This is a genomic window from Rhizobium sp. J15 (assembly GCF_002531825.1).
In the GTDB taxonomy this organism is placed as follows: Bacteria; Pseudomonadota; Alphaproteobacteria; order Rhizobiales; family Rhizobiaceae; genus Rhizobium.
In genome coordinates, this window is sequence record NZ_NWSX01000038.1 from 21,488 (window position 1) to 38,358 (window position 16,871).

Below are 16,871 nucleotides of genomic sequence, written 5' to 3' on the forward strand. Positions count from 1 at the left end.
CGCGTTGGCGGAAACGGAATTCCGTCCCGGAAATTCGGGGCGGATCAATCACCCGAGGGGGAGGACATACCCTAGGGTTCCATCAAAAAACGGAGGAACTACAATGAAAATTGCGCGCACCATGCTCGCGTCCGCTGCACTGCTTGGCCTCATGCTCGGCCCCGTCCACGCGGCGGAACTGAAGAAGCTTGGCCTGGCCGTTGCCAACCTTCAGGCAAACTTCTTCAACCAGATCAAGCAATCGGTCGAGGCCGAAGCCAAGAAGCGCGGCATCGAAGTCATCACGGTCGACGCGAAGGGCGACGGCCCGACGCAGGTCAATCAGATCCAGGACCTTCTGACCCAGAAAATCGACGCGCTGATCTACATTCCGGCAGGCGCCGCCGCTGCGACCGTTCCCGTCAAGCTTGCGAAGAACGCCGGCATTCCGGTCGTCAACGTCGACCGCAACGCCGAGGGCGCGCCGGGCGATACATTCCTTGCAACGGATTCCGTCGCCTCCGCCAAGGCCGTGTGCGACTACATCCTGAAGGAAGGCGGCGGCAAGGGGAAGATGGTCATCATCCACGGCCAGAAGGGCACGACCCCGGAAGTCGACCGCTCCAAGGGCTGCGCTGAATCGCTCAAGGCCTATCCGGATGTAAAGGTCGTCGCCGAGCAATATTCGAACATCTGGAGCCAGGACGAAGGCTTCCAGATCATGCAGAACATGCTGCAGGCAAATCCTGATGTCTCGATCGTATTTGCTCAGGCTGACGCTCTTGCACTCGGCGCTGCCCAGGCGATCAAGGTCGCGAAACCTTCCCAGAAAATCGTGGTCGGCGGCTTTGACGGCGACACCGCAGCTCTCGAAGCGCTCAGCAAGGGCGTCTTCGATGTGACGGCGACCCAGCAGACCCAGAAGATGGGCCGCGATGCGGTTGAAAACGCCGCCAAGCTTGTCGCCGGTGAGAAAGTACCGCCGGTACAGCTCTTGGATGCCACGCTGACAACCAAGGAAAACGTCGCAGGCTTCATCGCCAACCATCCCTAGCGCATCGACCCGAAAATCGGGAACGATTTTCGGAAAGCACGATGCGTAGATTCAAAGTGTTAGAGCGTCCTTTGTGCGTCCGAAAGGATGCACGGCGCTCTAATGAAGCCGAAGTCTTGAGGAGGTGTGCCGTGACTGATCCAGTTCTTTCCCTGAAGGGCATATCCAAGTGGTATGGGCCGCTCCAGGTGCTGAAGAATGTCAGCCTGGACGTCTATCCCGGGGAAGTGGTGGCACTTCTCGGCGAAAACGGAGCGGGCAAGTCGACGCTGTCAGGCATCATTGCCGGCTCACGCACACCATCCGAGGGATCGATGACATGGCTGGGGCAGCCCTATGCCCCGGCCACCCCGCGCGAAGCGATCGACAAGGGCGTCGTCCTGATCCATCAGGAACTGCAACTGCTGCCGCAGCTGTCGATCGCCGAAAACGTCTTCATCGGTCGCTGGCCGATGAAGAACGGCGTCGTCGACCGCGCTCAAATGGTTCGCCGGGCCCAGGACCAGCTCGCGCGTTTGAACCTTCATATACCGGCAACACGGATGGTCGCCGGCCTTTCCACCGCCAATCAGCAGCTCATCGAGATCGCCAAGGCGCTGGCTCTCAACGCCAAGCTGCTGATCCTCGATGAGCCGACAGCCGCCCTTGGCGGCGCCGAGACGGAAGCTCTGTTCGAACAGGTTCGCAAGCTTCGCTCGGAAGGTGTGGGCATCGTCTACATTTCCCACCGCATGGAAGAGATCAAGCAGATAACCGACCGGATCGTCGTTCTTCGCGACGGGGAGCGGGTGCAGGAATTCTCGGACAGCGCCACCCCGGTGCGAACGATTGTCGAGAGCATGGTCGGGCGCCCGCTTGATCGCCTGTTCCCTACCCTGCCGGTTCCGACGGACCGCCCGGTCCTTGAGGTGTCCGGACTGAGTTCGCCCGAGGACTCGTTTCGTGACGTGACCTTCGAGGTGCGGGCCGGAGAAATTCTCGGCATCGCCGGATTGGTCGGCGCCGGCCGCACCGAACTGGTGCGCGCGATTTCGGGAGCGGATCCGATCAGTGCGGGTTCGATCAAGCTCGAAGGCGAGGAACTCAGGCTGCGCGATCCGGCCGACGCCATCGCCAAGGGCATCGTGATGGTTCCGGAAGACCGCAAGGAGCAGGGCCTGATCGTCGGCCACCGGATCAGCGAAAACATTATCTACGCCAATCTGGATAAACTCGGCGGTGGCTGGATAACGCCGCGCCTCAAGCGCTCCTTCGCGGAAAAGGCGGTTGCGAAGTTCGGCGTGAAGGGCCGCGCCGAGCAATTCGCCTCCGATCTTTCCGGCGGCAACCAGCAGAAGGTGGTGATCGCCAAGTGGCTCTTGCGCGATCCCAAGGTCGTCGTCCTCGACGAACCGACGAGAGGCATCGACGTCGGCGCCCGCGCGGGCATCTACGACATCATCGTCAACCTTGCGAAACAGGGTGTGGCGGTCATCGTCGTAAGCTCCGACCTCGAGGAAGTTCTCGGCGTTTCCAATCGCATTCTCGTGCTTGCCCAGGGCAAGCAGGCAGGCATTCTCGATCGTGACCAGGCCAATGACGTCTCGGTCATGGAGTTAGCGACCATCTAAACAGATAGAGAAAGGAAGAGCGGTGTCCGACATCACTCTGAACGCCCCGAAGCTTTTCGACCTCAGCGGCCAGGTTGCCATGGTAACCGGAGCCGGGAGCGGCATCGGGCAGCGCATTGCCATCGGCCTTGCGCAATGCGGCGCGGACGTTGCGCTGCTCGACCGCCGGACCGACGACGGACTGGCGAAGACAGCCGAACATATTCGCGCCGCAGGCCGCCGCTCGATCGAGATCGCAGCGGACGTGACGAGCAAATCTTCGCTTGCAGACGCCGTCGCACGAACCGAAGCGGACCTCGGCGCCTTGAGGCTTGCCGTCAACGCTGCGGGCATCGCCAATGCGAACCCGGCGGAAGATATGGAGGAGGATCAGTACCAGACGTTGATGGATATCAACCTGAAGGGCATATTCCTTTCCTGCCAGGCCGAGGCCCGCGCCATGCTGAAGAATGGACGCGGCTCCATCGTCAACATCGCCTCCATGTCGGGCGTCATCGTCAACCGGGGCCTCAGCCAAGCGCATTACAACGCCTCCAAGGCGGGCGTGATCCATATGTCGAAGTCCATGGCGATGGAATGGGTCGGCCGCGGCATTCGCGTCAACACCATCTCCCCCGGCTATACGGCAACGCCGATGAACACCCGTCCGGAGATGGTTCATCAGACCAAGCTTTTCGAAGAGCAGACACCGATGCAGCGCATGGCTGATGTCGACGAGATGGTCGGTCCGGCCGTGTTCCTGCTGTCGAATGCAGCAAGTTTCGTAACCGGCGTCGATCTTCTCGTAGACGGCGGCTTCTGCTGCTGGTGATGCGATCGGAACGCTGATTTTAGAACCTGAACCGATCTCGCTTCCTCCCTGGCTGAGATCGAGGCGCTGAAGGGACCAACGGGCAAGACGGCGCGATATCGTCGTCCGCCCGCCCTTCCCGCCGACAGAACGAGCTGATGCCCCGGACGCCGCCCTTGGCGCTCGTGGGATAGCTGAAAGGAAAGACCATGAAACGCTTCGAAAACAAGACGGTCGTCATCACCGGGGCCAGCCGCGGCATCGGCGCTGCCATCGCCAGGCGCTTTGCGCGCGAAGGCGCCAATCTCGTCGTCTCGGCCAACGAGGACCTGGTCCACGGCGTTGCCGAAGGCATCAGGGCCGAAGGCGGCAAGGCGATCTCCTTCATCGGCGACGTCACCGACAAGGCGAGCGTCAAGGCGCTCTACGATGCCACTGAAAAGGAATTCGGCACGGTTGATGTCTCGATCCAGAACGCCGGCGTCATCACCATCGCCCGCGTCGAGGATCTCACCGAAAACGAGTGGGACAAGGTCATGGCCGTCAACACCAAGGGCGTTTTCCTCTGCGCCCAGGAGGCCATTTCGAGAATGCGCAAGCACAAGCGCGGCGGCCGCATCATCAACACCGCCTCCGGCCAGGCCCGCGACGGCTTCATCTATACCCCGCATTACGCCGCCTCGAAAATGGGCGTCGTCGGCATCACCCAGAGCCTGGCGAAAGAAGTCGCGACCGAAAACATCACCGTCAACGCCTTCTGCCCCGGCATCATCGAAACCGACATGTGGGCCTATAACGACCAGGCCTGGGGCAAGCTGCTCGGCAATTACGGCCCCGGCGAACTGATGAAGGAATGGGTCGAGGGCATCCCGATGAAGCGCGCCGGCTCCGGCGAGGACGTCGCCGGCCTGGTCACCTTCCTCGCCAGCGATGACGCCGCCTACATCACCGGCCAGACGATCAATGTCGATGGCGGGTTGATCATGTCGTAGATGGCAAGCAGCGCCACTGAAACTGTATAAAACGCTGCCTTGCCTTCGCTCGCGCTCAGAGCATTCGCGGCTTCGCCGCTCACCCCCTCATCTGCCTGCCGGCATCTTCTCCCCGCCGGGGAGAAGCGGAATCGCAGCCGCCGCTCGCTTCCCTTTATGCTTTGGCTTGGGGCGACGCGGTGCGTCTTGCTCCCTCTTCGCCCCAGCGGGGAGAAGATGCCCGTCAGGGCAGATGAGGGGGTGAGGAGCACTAGCGACGAACGCCTTGAGCGGTAAGCGAAAGGCAACCGACGCCCTCACCTACGTCCTATTGATCGAAACCCCGCCATCCGCCAGCATCGCCGTACCCGTCACGAAACTCGACAGGTCGGACGCCAGGAAAAGCGCGGCATTGGCGATCTCCTCCGGCTGCGCCATGCGTTTCAGCGCATGCAGCCCCTCCACGAAGGCGAGCACTTCCGCAGTCGCATCAGGCGCATTGGTGATGCTGGCCGGCGTATCGGTGCCGCCGGGCAGAAGGGCGTTGACGCGAATCTTGCGCGATGCGAGCTCGGCGGCAAGCACCTGCACGAGGCCGATCAGACCGGCCTTGCTCGCCGCATAGGCGCCCATGCCGGGCATGCCGGCGGTGTAGCCGACGAAGGTGGAGGTGAAGATCAGCGATCCGCCGCCCTCGCCCATCGCCGCCGACTGATGTTTGGCGCCGAGGAAAGAGGCGGTCAGATTGGTCTCGATCGTTTCGCGCCAGCCCTCCAGCGACAGACCGGAGACCGGCCCCATCTCGCCAATGCTGCCGGCATTGTTGAAGGCGATGTCGAGCCTGCCGAAGCGCGAGAGAGCCATATCGACGAGCCTTGCCTGCAGCGCCTCGTCCCTGACATCGCCCGCAACGGCGGCGGCCTCTCCCCCCTCCGCCTCGATTTCGGCGACGACCGCGTCGAGCGCATCCTCTCGCCTTCCGTTGATCACCAGCTTCGCGCCCTCCCGTGCAAAGACTTTCGCCGCAGCGCGGCCGATGCCGGAGCTTGCGCCGGTGACGATTGCGATCTTGTCCTTCAGAAGTGTCATGTCCGTTTCTCCTCAGTGATTGAGGCATCCCAAATCTCAGACATCAGGCGGCGCAGCCACCCGTTTCCCGCGCGCAAAAACAAAAGCCGACGATGGACGGATGACTTGGCAGCGCTCAGTTTCGCAACCGAGTTGGAATCGAAGTGAAGATTCGCCAAATAAAACGGTCATTTGCCACGGTTTTCACAGAGGCTCCTGCCGTTACGTAAGCGCCCTTGTGCACCGCATCATCGATTTATCCCGGGTGTGACATTCATCCGATTCCCTTCATGTATCTTCCCGACTAAGAAGGGATGCACAGGTAAAGGGAATCTCTTCATGCCGCGGTCACGCAATACTGAGGGCGCCATCTATATGAGCATGGCGATGGCCGGCTTTTCCTCCAGCGACGCACTCTCCAAATCGGTGATCGCCTATATGAATGCCGGCGAGATCATGTTCCTGCGCGGCCTGTTCACCAGCCTGCTGGTCTTTCTGATCGCCTGGAAAATGGGCGCGCTGCGCTCCTGGCGTGTCGTGCTGAAGCCGTTGATCATTCTCCGCATCGTCTGCGAGATACTTTCCGCAGTCACCTATATCACCGCGCTCGGCATGATGCCGATCGCCAATGCCTCGGCGATCCTGCAGTCGCTGCCGCTGGTCGTCACCTTCGGCGCGGCGCTGTTCTTCCGCGAGCCCGTTGGCTGGCGGCGCTGGTCGGCGATCCTCGTCGGCCTCGTCGGCGTGATGATCATCATCCGTCCCGGCCCCGAAGGCTTCACCGCCGCCGCCCTTCTCTGCGTCGGCGCTGTGCTGACGACGGCCGGCCGCGATCTCGCCACGCGCTCGATCGATCCGGAAATACCCTCGCTGATGATCACCGTGATCACCGCCTCCTCCGCCGCCTTCTTCGGCGCGCTCCTGATCCCCGTGCTCGGCGGCTGGCAGCCGGTCAGCGCCACCTCGCTCGGCCACCTCCTGCTCGCCTCGGTGCTGGTGCTCGTCGGCTATCAGTCGGTCATCCTCGCCATGCGCACCGGCGAAATCTCCTTCGTCGCACCCTTCCGCTATACGAGCCTGATCTTTTCCTCGCTGCTCGGCTTTGTCTTTTTCGCCGAAGTGCCGGACCAATGGACGCTGATCGGCGCTGCAATCGTCATCGCTTCCGGCCTCTATACGTTCTATCGTGAGGCCAAGCGTCACGTTTCGCCCATCGCGCAGGAATCCGAACCGCGCGTGCCGGTGTGACGCATGATTGCGAGGCAGATGATGGCTGAATTCTCCTTGGACAAATCCGAGATCGCTGGCGTGGTGCTCGCCGGCGGCCGCTCGCAGCGCATGGGCCGCGACAAGGCCGGCGTCATGCTCGGGACCGACAGCCTGCTTCGCCATGTGCTGGCCCGCCTGTCGCCGCAGGTTTCCTCCATCGCCGTCAATGCCGATGCCGCCGCCGAAGACGTGCCTGTCCTTCCCGACCACATTGCCGGCAAGGCCGGCCCGATGGCCGGCATTCATGCGGCCATGGTCTATGCCGCCGGCATCCCCTCGGTCACCCATGTCGTCACCGTCTCTGTGGATTGCCCGTTCTTCCCGGCCGATCTCGTTAGCCGGCTGGCGGCAGCGGTCGATCGCCCGTCGCAGATCACTATTGCCGCTTCCGAAGGCCGCAGCCATCCGGTCTTCGGTCTCTGGCCGGTGACATTGGCGGCCGATCTCGAAGCCTGGATCGCCACCGACGAAAAGCGCCGCGTGCGCGACTTCCTGTTGCGGCATGACGTTACGGAAGTGGCCTTTCCGCTGCATCCGACCCGCGCCAGTCTGCTCGACCCTTTCTTCAACATCAACACGCCCGACGACCTCGCCGAGGCGGAACGCTGGCTGGAGGCCCTTCGCACATGACGGCACCTAAAGTCTTCGGCATCGCCGGCTGGAAGAACTCGGGCAAGACAGGGCTTGCCGTGCGTTTGGTGACCGAGTTCACCCACCGTGGCTATAAGATATCGACGATCAAGCACGCCCATCATGATTTCGACATCGACAAGGTCGGGGCCGACAGCTACCGCCACCGCCAGGCCGGCGCCCACGAGGTCACCATCGTCTCCGGCACCCGCTACGCCATCATGCACGAGCTGCGCGGCGCTCCCGAACCCGAGTTCGAGGAGATCCTCGCCCGGCTTGCTCCTTGCGATCTCGTCTTGATCGAGGGCTACAAGCGCGAACCGATCCCGAAGATCGAGGCTCGCCGCCTCGAAGCCGCAAACCGGACGCCCTTGGCGCCGGATGATCCCCACATCGCAGCCATCGCCGCCGATCATCCCGTCCCGGACACGGCCCTGCCCGTCTTCGATCTCGACGACACCGCCGCCATCGCCGATTTCATCGCCGAGATTGTCGGGCTTGAGGCTCGATCCTAGCCTGCCGATTTGAGGGGCAGATCCGTCTCGCTTGCCAATGCCTTGTGAATTTCCCTTGCAAGCTGGGCCTGGTTGTACGGCTTTGCCAATCTTGGAAGATCGACCTCTGCGCCGGCGGGAAGATCGGCATAACCCGTTGCCAGCACGATCGGCAGCGCCGGTCGAATGGTCCGCACCGCCTGTGCAAGCTGCGCGCCGGTCATGCCGGGCATCGAATAGTCGGTGATCATCACGTCGAAATGTCCATCGCTTCTGATCAGCTCCAGCGCCTGCGAGCCGGAATTCGCTTCGACGACATCATGGCCGAGATCTTCAAGCATCTCGACGGAACTCATGGCAATCAAGGTATCATCGTCGACCAGAAGGATCTTCAGCTTCGATGCGCCTTGCGTAAGCGGCATATCGGTTTCAGCTGGCTGTTCGGGGCGCCGTTCGGTCGCGGGAAGCCATAATTCGGCAGTGGTTCCCATGCCGGGCTTGCTCGTCAGGCGCAGCGCGCCATTGAGCTGAACGGCAAGGCCGTGGATCATCGATAGACCAAGGCCGGTGCCCTTTCCGAGCTCCTTGGTCGAGAAGAAGGGGTCGACGGCTTTCTTCAGCGTCTCCGCGTCCATCCCGGTGCCGGTGTCGGTAACGCCGAGGACGAGATAGGTCCCCGCGTCGAGATCGCCGCCGCCAACGGCGACCTGTTCTTCGCGCAGCGAAATGCGCAGGGCTCCTCCATCAGGCATCGCATCGCGCGCGTTGACGGCAAGGTTGAGCAGCGCCAGCTCGACCTGGTTGGCATCGACCAATGCCGGCTGCAGCGCCGGCGCAAACGCGGTTTCGATGCTGACGGACGATCCGACGGAACGACGCAACAGATCGTTCATGCCCGACACCAGCTCGGCCAGATCGACCGGCTTCACCTGAAGATCCTGCCGCCTGGCGAAAGCCAGCAGACGCTGCGTCAGGGCCGCGCCGCGGCGTGCCCCCTGAAGGGCGCCATCGACCAGCCGCGTTGCCTTCCGGTCTCCCGTTAGATGCTTGCCGAGCAGTTCGAGATTGCCGAGAACGACCATCAGCAGATTGTTGAAATCATGCGCGACGCCGCCGGTCAGTTGGCCGATGGCCTCCATCTTTTGCGAATGGCGAAGCTGCTCCTCCGCCTTTTCACGTTGGGCGACCTCCTCGAGCAGGCTCTGGTGAGCTGCATGAACCTCGCCCGTCCGTTCCCGCACCCGCTCCTCGAGGCTCTCATTCAGCCGTCTGAGGTTCTCCTCGCTGGTCTTGCGCGCCGTGGCATCGGAGGAAACGCCGACGAGCTTCTTCGCCGACCCATATCTGTCGGCATAGAGCTGCGCATGCACCTCCGCCCAATGCGGCGATCCGTCCGGCCAGATCGTCCTGTGTTCGACCGAATAATCGCGTCCGGTCTCGATCGTCCTGTCCAGGTTTTCCTGAACGAGGCCGCGATCATCGGGATGGATGCTGGCAACCAGATCATTATAGGTAAACTCCACGTCCTGCCCCCGGCCGAAGACGGCCTTGCAGGTATCGGACGCGGATAGCCGCATCGAAGACAATTCCAGCTCCCACGCACCGAGGCGGCCGGCGGCAAGCGCCGTTTGCAGCCGTCGCTCGCCTTCACTGAGCGCCTCGAGCTGGGCGCGCGCCTGGTATTGGCGCAGACGTCCCCTTAGCGCGGTCCTGGCAATGCTGATGAAGGATGTGGCGTGGAAAGGCCGTTCCAGAAAGGTAACGTTGGCGAGAACCTCGGAAAGCCTGGCAGCGGCCGGATTTCGTTCCGGCCCGCCGCCTCGCGTGGTGAGCACGATGAACGGCAGATCGGACCAGCTCGGCTGCGCCGAAATCCAGGCTGCGACCGGCTTCAAATCGCTTGAGCGAACCGCCTCCTCCGTCAGGACGCCGAAAGCGACGTCATCATCGAGCAAGGCCGCGAACATCGCAAGGTCGGGCGCGGTAATCGATGTCGCGCCGGCCTCCTTGACCAGGGATACCGCCACCAGAGCGTCGCGGCCGGTGGGCGTATAGATCAACGCCTTTGGTTTGCCGGAATTAGGAATTGCCGCCATCCCCGCCATCGCGCGACAGGAGTGACGAGCTGTCTGAGACGAATTCCGGAACGCCGCGCAACACTCCCTGGAATCCGACAAGCGGCCCCCCGAATGTCAGGCCTGCCGCATCGATCCGATATTCTCGGATGGTGTCCTCATGGAAGCCGGTTCTCTTCTTGATCACCGAGACTGCCCGTCGCATCCTTCCCGCTGCCTCGAAGTAGCGCAGCAGAATAACGGTGTCGGCAAGATAGGTGACATCGACAGGAGCCTTCATATCGCCGACCAGCCCGTGCTGGGCGACGGTCAGAAATGTGTTGGCGCCTTGCCTGTTCAGATATTGCAGCAGCTCATGCATGTGAAGGATCAGCGAATTCTCGTCCGGCATCGAAGCCTGATAACCGTTGATACTGTCGATGATGACGGTCTTGGCGCCCGACTTGTCGACGCAGTCCCGCACGCGATGCGCAAATTCACCGGGCGATAGTTCGGCGGCATCCACCTGCTCGATGTGAACGACACCTGCGTCCCTCATCGCCTCGAGATCGATTCCGAGCGCCTTGAGCCGCCCGAAAAGCAGCCCGAGCTCCTCATCGAAGATGAAGGCGGCCGCTTTCTCTCCGCGCGCGATCGCCGCCGCCAGGAACTGAAACGAGAAAGTGCTTTTGCCGGTGCCGGCGGGACCGAGGATCAGCGTGCTGGAGCCCCTCTCCAGTCCGCCTCCCAAGAGAAGGTCGAGTTCCGCAATATTGCTGGAAACGTCGTCGCGGTCGTAACTCGTCCTGTGCTCGGCGGCAACCAGACGCGGGAACACGACGACACCGCCGGTCTGGATGGTGAAATCGTGATAGCCGCCCCGGAAAGCCTGGCCGCGATATTTTATGATCCTCAGGCGCCGCCGTTCCGAGCCGTATCCCGGCGCCAGTTCCTCGAGATGGATGACGCCATGCACGACGCTGTGCACCGTCTTGTCCAGCACGTCGGAGGTCAGGTCGTCGAGCAGAAGCACCGTCGCCCCCTGCCGGGCAAAATAATGTTTGAGCGCAAGGATCTGCCGGCGGTAGCGCAGCGAGCTCTGCGCCAGCAGCCTTATCTCCGACAGGCTGTCGAGAACCACGCGGCTTGGCTTGACCCTCTCGAAAGCGGCGAAGATCTCCTTGGTGGTCTCCCCAAGCTCGAGGTCTGACGAATAGAGAAGGCTCTGCTGCTGATCTGAATCCAGCAGGCTTTCCGGAGGCACGACCTCGAAGACCTCGATATTGCTGTCGATCATCATGCCGTGCGACGCGGCTCCGGCCCGCAATTCGCTCTCGGTTTCCGAAAGCGTGATGTAGAGCCCGCGCTCGCCGAGCCGCGCGCCTTCGATCAGAAACTGCAGTGCGATGGTGGTCTTGCCGGCTCCTGGATTCCCCTCCAGGAGAAACACATGGCCTGTCGAAAGACCGCCCGCCAGAATTGTGTCCAAACCGGACACTCCGGTCCGAGCTTTCGTGGCAGGCATAGCAGTATTCATTCACCGTTTCCTTCAGTTTTAATTTTGAATTAGTGGCGAAGGAAGGAATGTCAAATGGCCTGCGCAGTATGATTTCGCGCTGCCTCAATGGATTGGCGGCAGGCCGAAATAGAAGCCGTTATCCGCGATAGCCAAGCGCATCGGCGACGACCGCAAAGGCCGCTGAAGCGCGCGCGGCAGGACGCGGCACTCATGAAAATTTCTCATAGGTCCTTGCCACGGCTGCCATCTAATCGCGGCTGAAGCCGCGCACTAACTATTCTGAACCAAGCCGGACGATCCCGTTCGCAACCGTAGGCACAAGAGGCACGATCATGGAAATCAAACGAAACGGCTCGCAGCCCTCGGCCAAGGGGCCGACGGATTGGTTCACCGGCACGGTGCGCATCGACCCGCTGTTTTCGCTCACCCGTCCGGCACGCGCCGCCGGTGCCAGCGTCACTTTCGAGCCCGGCGCCCGCACCGCCTGGCACACCCATCCGCTCGGCCAGACGCTGATCGTCACCTCGGGCTGCGGCCGCGCCCAGCGCGAAGGCGGCCCCGTCGAGGAGATTCGCCCGGGAGACGTCGTCTGGTTTGCGCCTGGCGAGCGGCATTGGCACGGCGCAGCGCCGACGACAGCAATGACCCACATCGCCATCCAGGAACAGCTCGACGGCAAGGTCGTCGACTGGATGGAGCATGTCACCGACCCGGAATATCAAGGCTGAAAGGAAACGGCGATGCAGAAGCGTCAACTCGGAAAGAGCGGACTTCAGGTCTCGGCCATCGGTCTCGGCTGCATGGGGCTGAGCTACGGTTACGGCCCGGCGACCGAACAGCGGGAAGCGATTGCGCTGATCCGCCAGGCTTTCGAACGCGGCGTCACCTTCTTCGACACCGCCGAGGCCTACGGACCCTATAAGAACGAAGAGCTTCTGGGAGAGGCCCTGGCGCCCTTCCGCAGCGACGTGGTGATCGCCACGAAATTCGGTTTCAACTTCGATGCCAATGGCGGCCAGAGCGGCCTGAACAGCCGCCCGGAGCAGATCCGCGCCGTTGCCGATCAGGCGCTGAAGCGCTTGAAAACCGATGTCATCGACCTGTTCTACCAGCACCGCGTCGATCCCGATGTTCCCATCGAGGATGTCGCTGGCACCGTCAAGGCACTGATATCGGAGGGTAAGGTCCGGCATTTCGGCCTCTCCGAAGCAGGCGTCCAGACCATCCGCCGCGCCCATGCCGTCCAGCCGGTGGCGGCGCTGCAAAGCGAATATTCGCTCTGGTGGCGCGAGCCCGAGCAGGAGATCCTGCCGGTGCTCGAAGAACTCGGCATCGGCTTCGTTCCGTTCAGCCCGCTCGGCAAGGGCTTCCTCACCGGCGCGATCAGCGAGACGACGACCTTCGACAGCAAGGATTTCCGCAACATCGTGCCGCGCTTTTCACCGGAAGCGCGAAGGGCCAATCAGGCGCTGGTCGATCTGCTGTCGGAAATTGCCGCACGCAAGAAAGCCACCTCGGCCCAGGTCGCGCTCGCATGGCTGCTGGCGCAAAAGCCCTGGATCGCGCCGATCCCCGGCACCACCAAACCACACCGCCTCGAGGAGAATATCGGAGCCGCCGATGTCGAACTGACCGCCGATGACCTTGCCAGTATCGAAAGCGCGCTGGCCACCATCAAGGTCGAAGGCGATCGTTACCCTCCGCATCTGCAGGCAAGGGTTAATCGCTAAAGATAACCTTCCGCCATGCTCGGGCTTGTCCCGAGCATCTGCCCGGGTCGATAGGGCAGCAGATCCTCGGCACAAGGCTGAGGATAACGTAGAGCGGAGAACAAAACCCTTTGTGGCCGCATCTTCACCAGTCGGATCATTTCCGCGGCGCCGGCGCATTCTCCTGAAAAGCTGGTATCGCCTCCAGCCTGCCGACAATGTCCGCAATATCAGGCCATCGGCCGAGATCGAAGCCCATGCGTCTTGCGCTGATCGCCTGCGGAAAGAGGAAGATGTCGGCCAGGCCAGGCCGGTCTCCGACGGTGAAGGAGCCTTGCCTGCGGCCGGCAATCATCGTCTCGACCGCAGTCAATCCCTCGCCGACCCAATGGCGGCTCCAGGCGGCAACGGCATCGGCGTCGGCTTGGAAGGCCGCCTTGAGATGCAGGCCGATCCGCGGCGGCAGCAGCGCATGGATCTCGGCTGCGATCGCGAGCGCAATCGAACGGGCCTGCGCCCTGCCTTCCGCCGTATCGGGCAGCAGCGGCGGCTCCGGTTGAACCTCGTCGAGATATTCGATGATCGCCAGCGACTGGGTGATGAGCTGGCCACTGTCCGTCAGCAAGGCCGGCACCAGCCCCTGCGGGTTGACGCTCCGATATCCGGCCTGCCGGCTTTCGGCATCTTCGCCGAGAATGCTCACCGGCAGCGCCTCGGCCGTCAGTCCCTTGAGCGCCAGTGCGATCCGGACCCTTGAGGTCGCAGAGGAAATTTCGTTCTGATAGAGTTTCACTGTCATTCTCCCGGCTGAATTCAGAAAAGTGGTTGCTCATGCGCGGAAGCAACCGCGGTTGCTGCCGTTACCAGGCCCGCCAGCGGCGACGGTTCGTGCGAGCTGACGTCGTAGATACATGGGGCGGTGAAGACCGCAGCTGCCAGAACGGATATAATCATCAATCTCATTGAAGCCTCCGTCGGCGAGGCCCGGCCGGGCCTCGCCTGTTTCCTTTCCTCTGCCGCTTCAGGCAATGCTCAGCTCGACGTGGATATTTCCGCGTGTCGCCTTCGAATATGGGCAGGTCCGGTGCGCCTCGTCGACAAGCGCCTTGGCGACATCCGGCTCGATTCCGGGCAGGCTGACCTTGAGACGGGCCTGCAGAAAATAATCGCCGTCCGTCGTTCCGAGATCGACTTCGGCATTCACCGCAGTCTCCGTGGGAATCCTGATCTTCAGCTTGCCGGCGGCAATGCCGATCGCTCCGATGAAGCAGGCGGACCAGCCGGCGGCGAAAAGCTGCTCGGGATTGGTGCCGGGCCGCGCGCTGCCGGGAGGCGAGAGCTTGATGTCGAGCTGCCCGTCGTTGCTTTGCGAAGCGCCGTCGCGCCCGCCGGTGGTGCGGGTCTTGCCGGTATAGAGAACCTTTTCGATCTTTGTCATGGAAACACTCCGTATATGGGTCGCTGACGCGAGGAGATCGCTGTTGCGACCGGGTTGACGAAGTAAGTTCTGACCGGCCGATATATCCTGCATGTTTCCGAAATCGGCCGAAATGTCACAAAACGTAGCATCCGGTATCCGGGACATCTTTGCATACAAACCGCCGGAAAATCTCCGGCGGCGCCGAGATCACCGAAGGGTGACTTCCGCCGCAAGGCCGCCGCCGAGCCGATTGTAGAGCCTGAGCGAGCCGCCGAGCTTGGCCGTCAACTGCTGGGCGATCGCAAGGCCGAGGCCCGTGCCGCCGGTCTCGCGGTTGCGGGATTGCTCCAGCCGAAAGAACGGCTGCATGGCGGCTTCCAGCATATCATCGGGAATTCCCGGCCCGCGATCCATGACCGATATGACGACCGCCTTTTCGGCGTTGTGCTCGACGGTGATCTCGGCGGAGCCGGCAAACTTCAGGGCATTGTCGATGAAATTCGACAGGATGCGGCGTAGCGCATGCGGCCTGGTGAAGGCTGCGCCCTCAACCAGCCCGACGACAGTGACGGCCTTTCCGGTGTCCTGATAGTCGTAGGCTATGCTGTCGATGAACGAGGAGAGATCGATCCGAGCGTTCTTTTCTCCGCTGCCGTGGGCGCTGCGCGCATAGGCGATGCCGTCCTGCACGAGGCGCTGGATCTCGGCGAGATCACTCACCAGCTTGTCCTTCTCGGGCGAATCCTCCGCCATGTCGGCGCGCAGCCGCATGCGGGTGATCGGCGTCTGAAGGTCGTGTGAGATCGCCGCCAGTATCTGGACGCGCTCTTCGAGATAATGGGCGATCCTCTCCCGCATCGCGTTGAACGCCCTCGCCGCATGCGCGACCTCGCTCGGCCCCGTCTCGCTCAGACCAGGGCCGTTCCTATCGGGATCGAGCGCGTCGGCGGCGGCGGCAAGCTCTCCGAGCGGCCGGATCGCCAGACGCACCGCGAACCAGGCGCAGAGGATGAGCAGCGCCATCTGGACGGCGAAGACATAAGGGAGCCATTCCGCAATCGGCATGACGCCTCTCGGCGTCACATCGATGGTGAGCGGGCTGCCGTCACTCAGCGTCATATGCGCCTGCAGCCGGTTCACCTCGCCCGGAATCCGTTCGACGCGGATCGGGAAGCGGTGCCTGACGGCGGCCTCTATCTTTCCCGCGATCTCCCTTCCCTTGCTGGAGGTGTCGGGCACGCCGGCAAGGCCAGGCCCAAGCTCGAAACGGTAGTTGCCGCGGCTCAGCCAATCAACGAGGTGACGGCGCTCTTCCGGTGGCAGCCGATCGAGAACGGCAACGGATGTCGCGACGTCGTTCTCCAGCGTGCCGAGCATCACCGCTTTGGCCGACATATAGCGCTCCATGTAGAGAACGCTGAAGGAGAGCCCATAAGCCAGCGCGAGGCCGATCAGCAGGATGAGAAAGATCCGCGACCGCAGCGTTCTCGGCCACATCAGGCCCGGCAGCCTGGAGATCGTCGTCCTCATTGGCGCGGTTCCGAAATTTCGACCGGAACCGAAAAGACATAACCTTCGCTGCGCACCGTCTTGATGTAAGTCGGCTCGCGCGCATCGTCTCCCAGGCGCTGCCGCAGACGGCTGACGAGGAGATCGATCGAGCGATCGAAGAGCTCGGCGTCGCGGCCCTGCGTCAGGCTCAGAAGCTGGTCACGGTTGAGCACCCGCTGCGGATGGTCGATGAAAACGCGCAGCAGGCGGTATTCGGCGCCGCTGAGCGCAATCGCCGTCCCTTCCTTATCCAGCAGGTGGCGAGCGACCGTATCGAGCCGCCAGTCACCGAAGGTCAGCAATTGCCCCGCCTCGCTGATCTGCAGGTTGGGCGGCAGCATGCGCGTGCGCCGCAGCACCGCCTTGATGCGGGCAAGCAGTTCGCGCGCGGCAAAGGGCTTGGCAAGATAGTCGTCGGCGCCCATCTCCAGCCCGAGGATCCTGTCCATCTCGTCGGTGCGGGCCGTCAGCATCAGGATCGGGATCGCCTTGTGCCGGCCGGCGCGCAGTTCGCGGCACAGCACCAGCCCGTCGTCGCCCGGCATCATTACGTCGAGCACGATCAGGTCGACGGCATTGGCGTCCAGAAAACTGCGCATCTGACGCCCGTCCGCGGCAACGCTGGTCCTCAGGCCATTCTTCTGCAGATAGCCCGAAACCAGCTCGCGGATTTCACGATCGTCGTCGACGATCAGGATGTGATCGACATGATCCATATTTGCTATTCCTCAACGCTATGGCCGCGCCCACCGC

The 16,871-nt window shown here is 62.5% G+C and carries 16 protein-coding genes; 9 read left to right on the top strand and 7 right to left on the bottom strand.

Annotated elements, in window-relative coordinates:
• The first annotated feature begins 103 nt into the window (after window positions 1–103).
• The 4 genes from CO670_RS24895 (at window position 104) to CO670_RS24910 (ending at window position 4,425) form a co-directional block, all read left to right on the top strand.
• Window positions 104–1,033, top strand: a complete 930-nt coding sequence (locus CO670_RS24895; RefSeq protein ID WP_097592701.1) for a sugar ABC transporter substrate-binding protein — start codon at window positions 104–106, stop codon at window positions 1,031–1,033.
• A 131-nt stretch (window positions 1,034–1,164) separates the two neighbouring features.
• On the top strand, window positions 1,165–2,643 hold the full coding sequence (locus tag CO670_RS24900) for a sugar ABC transporter ATP-binding protein (RefSeq protein WP_097592702.1): 1,479 nt from the start codon (window positions 1,165–1,167) through the stop codon (window positions 2,641–2,643).
• Window positions 2,644–2,665: 22 nt separating this feature from the next.
• Complete coding sequence (locus tag CO670_RS24905; RefSeq protein WP_097592703.1) at window positions 2,666–3,454, top strand: SDR family oxidoreductase; 789 nt, start codon at window positions 2,666–2,668, stop codon at window positions 3,452–3,454.
• 188 nt (window positions 3,455–3,642) lie between these two features.
• Window positions 3,643–4,425 carry a glucose 1-dehydrogenase gene (locus tag CO670_RS24910; protein WP_097592704.1) on the top strand — a complete coding sequence of 261 codons (783 nt, stop codon included), beginning with the start codon at window positions 3,643–3,645 and terminating at the stop codon, window positions 4,423–4,425.
• Between the two features lie 300 nt (window positions 4,426–4,725).
• Here CO670_RS24910 and CO670_RS24915 read toward each other — a convergent pair whose 3' ends face one another.
• Window positions 4,726–5,493 (bottom strand): SDR family oxidoreductase, encoded by a 768-nt coding sequence (locus CO670_RS24915; protein WP_097592705.1) that lies wholly within the window; start codon window positions 5,491–5,493, stop codon window positions 4,726–4,728.
• Window positions 5,494–5,811: 318 nt separating this feature from the next.
• Between CO670_RS24915 and CO670_RS24920 the strand changes: the two genes are divergently transcribed.
• From CO670_RS24920 to mobB, 3 genes are read left to right on the top strand one after another with little or no spacing between them, the layout of a single operon-like run.
• Entirely contained in the window at window positions 5,812–6,720 is a 909-nt protein-coding gene (locus CO670_RS24920) for a DMT family transporter (RefSeq protein WP_097592706.1), read from the top strand.
• Window positions 6,721–6,741: 21 nt separating this feature from the next.
• Window positions 6,742–7,371 (top strand): molybdenum cofactor guanylyltransferase MobA, encoded by a 630-nt coding sequence (gene mobA, locus CO670_RS24925; protein ID WP_097592737.1) that lies wholly within the window; start codon window positions 6,742–6,744, stop codon window positions 7,369–7,371.
• Window positions 7,368–7,886, top strand: coding sequence for a molybdopterin-guanine dinucleotide biosynthesis protein B (mobB, locus tag CO670_RS24930; protein WP_097592707.1), 519 nt, complete (start codon window positions 7,368–7,370; stop codon window positions 7,884–7,886). The genes mobA and mobB overlap by 4 nt, the downstream gene beginning before the upstream one ends.
• Here the strand turns inward: mobB and CO670_RS24935 are convergent.
• Together CO670_RS24935 and CO670_RS24940 are read right to left on the bottom strand one after the other, a co-directional pair.
• Window positions 7,883–9,970: a PAS domain-containing hybrid sensor histidine kinase/response regulator gene (locus CO670_RS24935; protein ID WP_176539016.1), complete on the bottom strand. Its 2,088-nt coding sequence runs from the start codon at window positions 9,968–9,970 to the stop codon at window positions 7,883–7,885. The two genes, mobB and CO670_RS24935, sit on opposite strands and share 4 nt — an antisense overlap.
• Window positions 9,945–11,456, bottom strand: a complete 1,512-nt coding sequence (locus CO670_RS24940) for an ATPase domain-containing protein (RefSeq protein WP_097592709.1) — start codon at window positions 11,454–11,456, stop codon at window positions 9,945–9,947. The genes CO670_RS24935 and CO670_RS24940 overlap by 26 nt, the downstream gene beginning before the upstream one ends.
• 314 nt (window positions 11,457–11,770) lie before the next feature.
• Here CO670_RS24940 and CO670_RS24945 point away from each other — a divergent pair, with 314 nt between their 5' ends.
• A complete protein-coding gene (locus tag CO670_RS24945; RefSeq protein ID WP_097592710.1) occupies window positions 11,771–12,166 on the top strand; it encodes a cupin domain-containing protein in 396 nt (131 codons plus the stop codon).
• A gap of 12 nt (window positions 12,167–12,178) precedes the next feature.
• On the top strand, window positions 12,179–13,168 hold the full coding sequence (locus CO670_RS24950) for an aldo/keto reductase (protein WP_097592711.1): 990 nt from the start codon (window positions 12,179–12,181) through the stop codon (window positions 13,166–13,168).
• Window positions 13,169–13,304: 136 nt separating this feature from the next.
• Here the strand turns inward: CO670_RS24950 and maiA are convergent, their stop codons facing one another.
• The 4 genes from maiA to CO670_RS24970 all read right to left on the bottom strand — a co-directional run bounded on the left by maiA (window position 13,305) and on the right by CO670_RS24970 (window position 16,834).
• Window positions 13,305–13,940 (bottom strand): maleylacetoacetate isomerase, encoded by a 636-nt coding sequence (gene maiA / locus CO670_RS24955; RefSeq protein ID WP_097592712.1) that lies wholly within the window; start codon window positions 13,938–13,940, stop codon window positions 13,305–13,307.
• Between the two features lie 228 nt (window positions 13,941–14,168).
• Window positions 14,169–14,585: an organic hydroperoxide resistance protein gene (locus CO670_RS24960; RefSeq protein ID WP_097592713.1), complete on the bottom strand. Its 417-nt coding sequence runs from the start codon at window positions 14,583–14,585 to the stop codon at window positions 14,169–14,171.
• 189 nt (window positions 14,586–14,774) lie between these two features.
• A complete protein-coding gene (locus CO670_RS24965; protein WP_097592714.1) occupies window positions 14,775–16,097 on the bottom strand; it encodes a HAMP domain-containing sensor histidine kinase in 1,323 nt (440 codons plus the stop codon).
• On the bottom strand, window positions 16,094–16,834 hold the full coding sequence (locus CO670_RS24970; protein ID WP_088676116.1) for a response regulator: 741 nt from the start codon (window positions 16,832–16,834) through the stop codon (window positions 16,094–16,096). Before CO670_RS24970 ends, CO670_RS24965 begins: the two co-directional genes overlap by 4 nt.
• Between the last annotated feature and the right edge of the window lie 37 nt (window positions 16,835–16,871).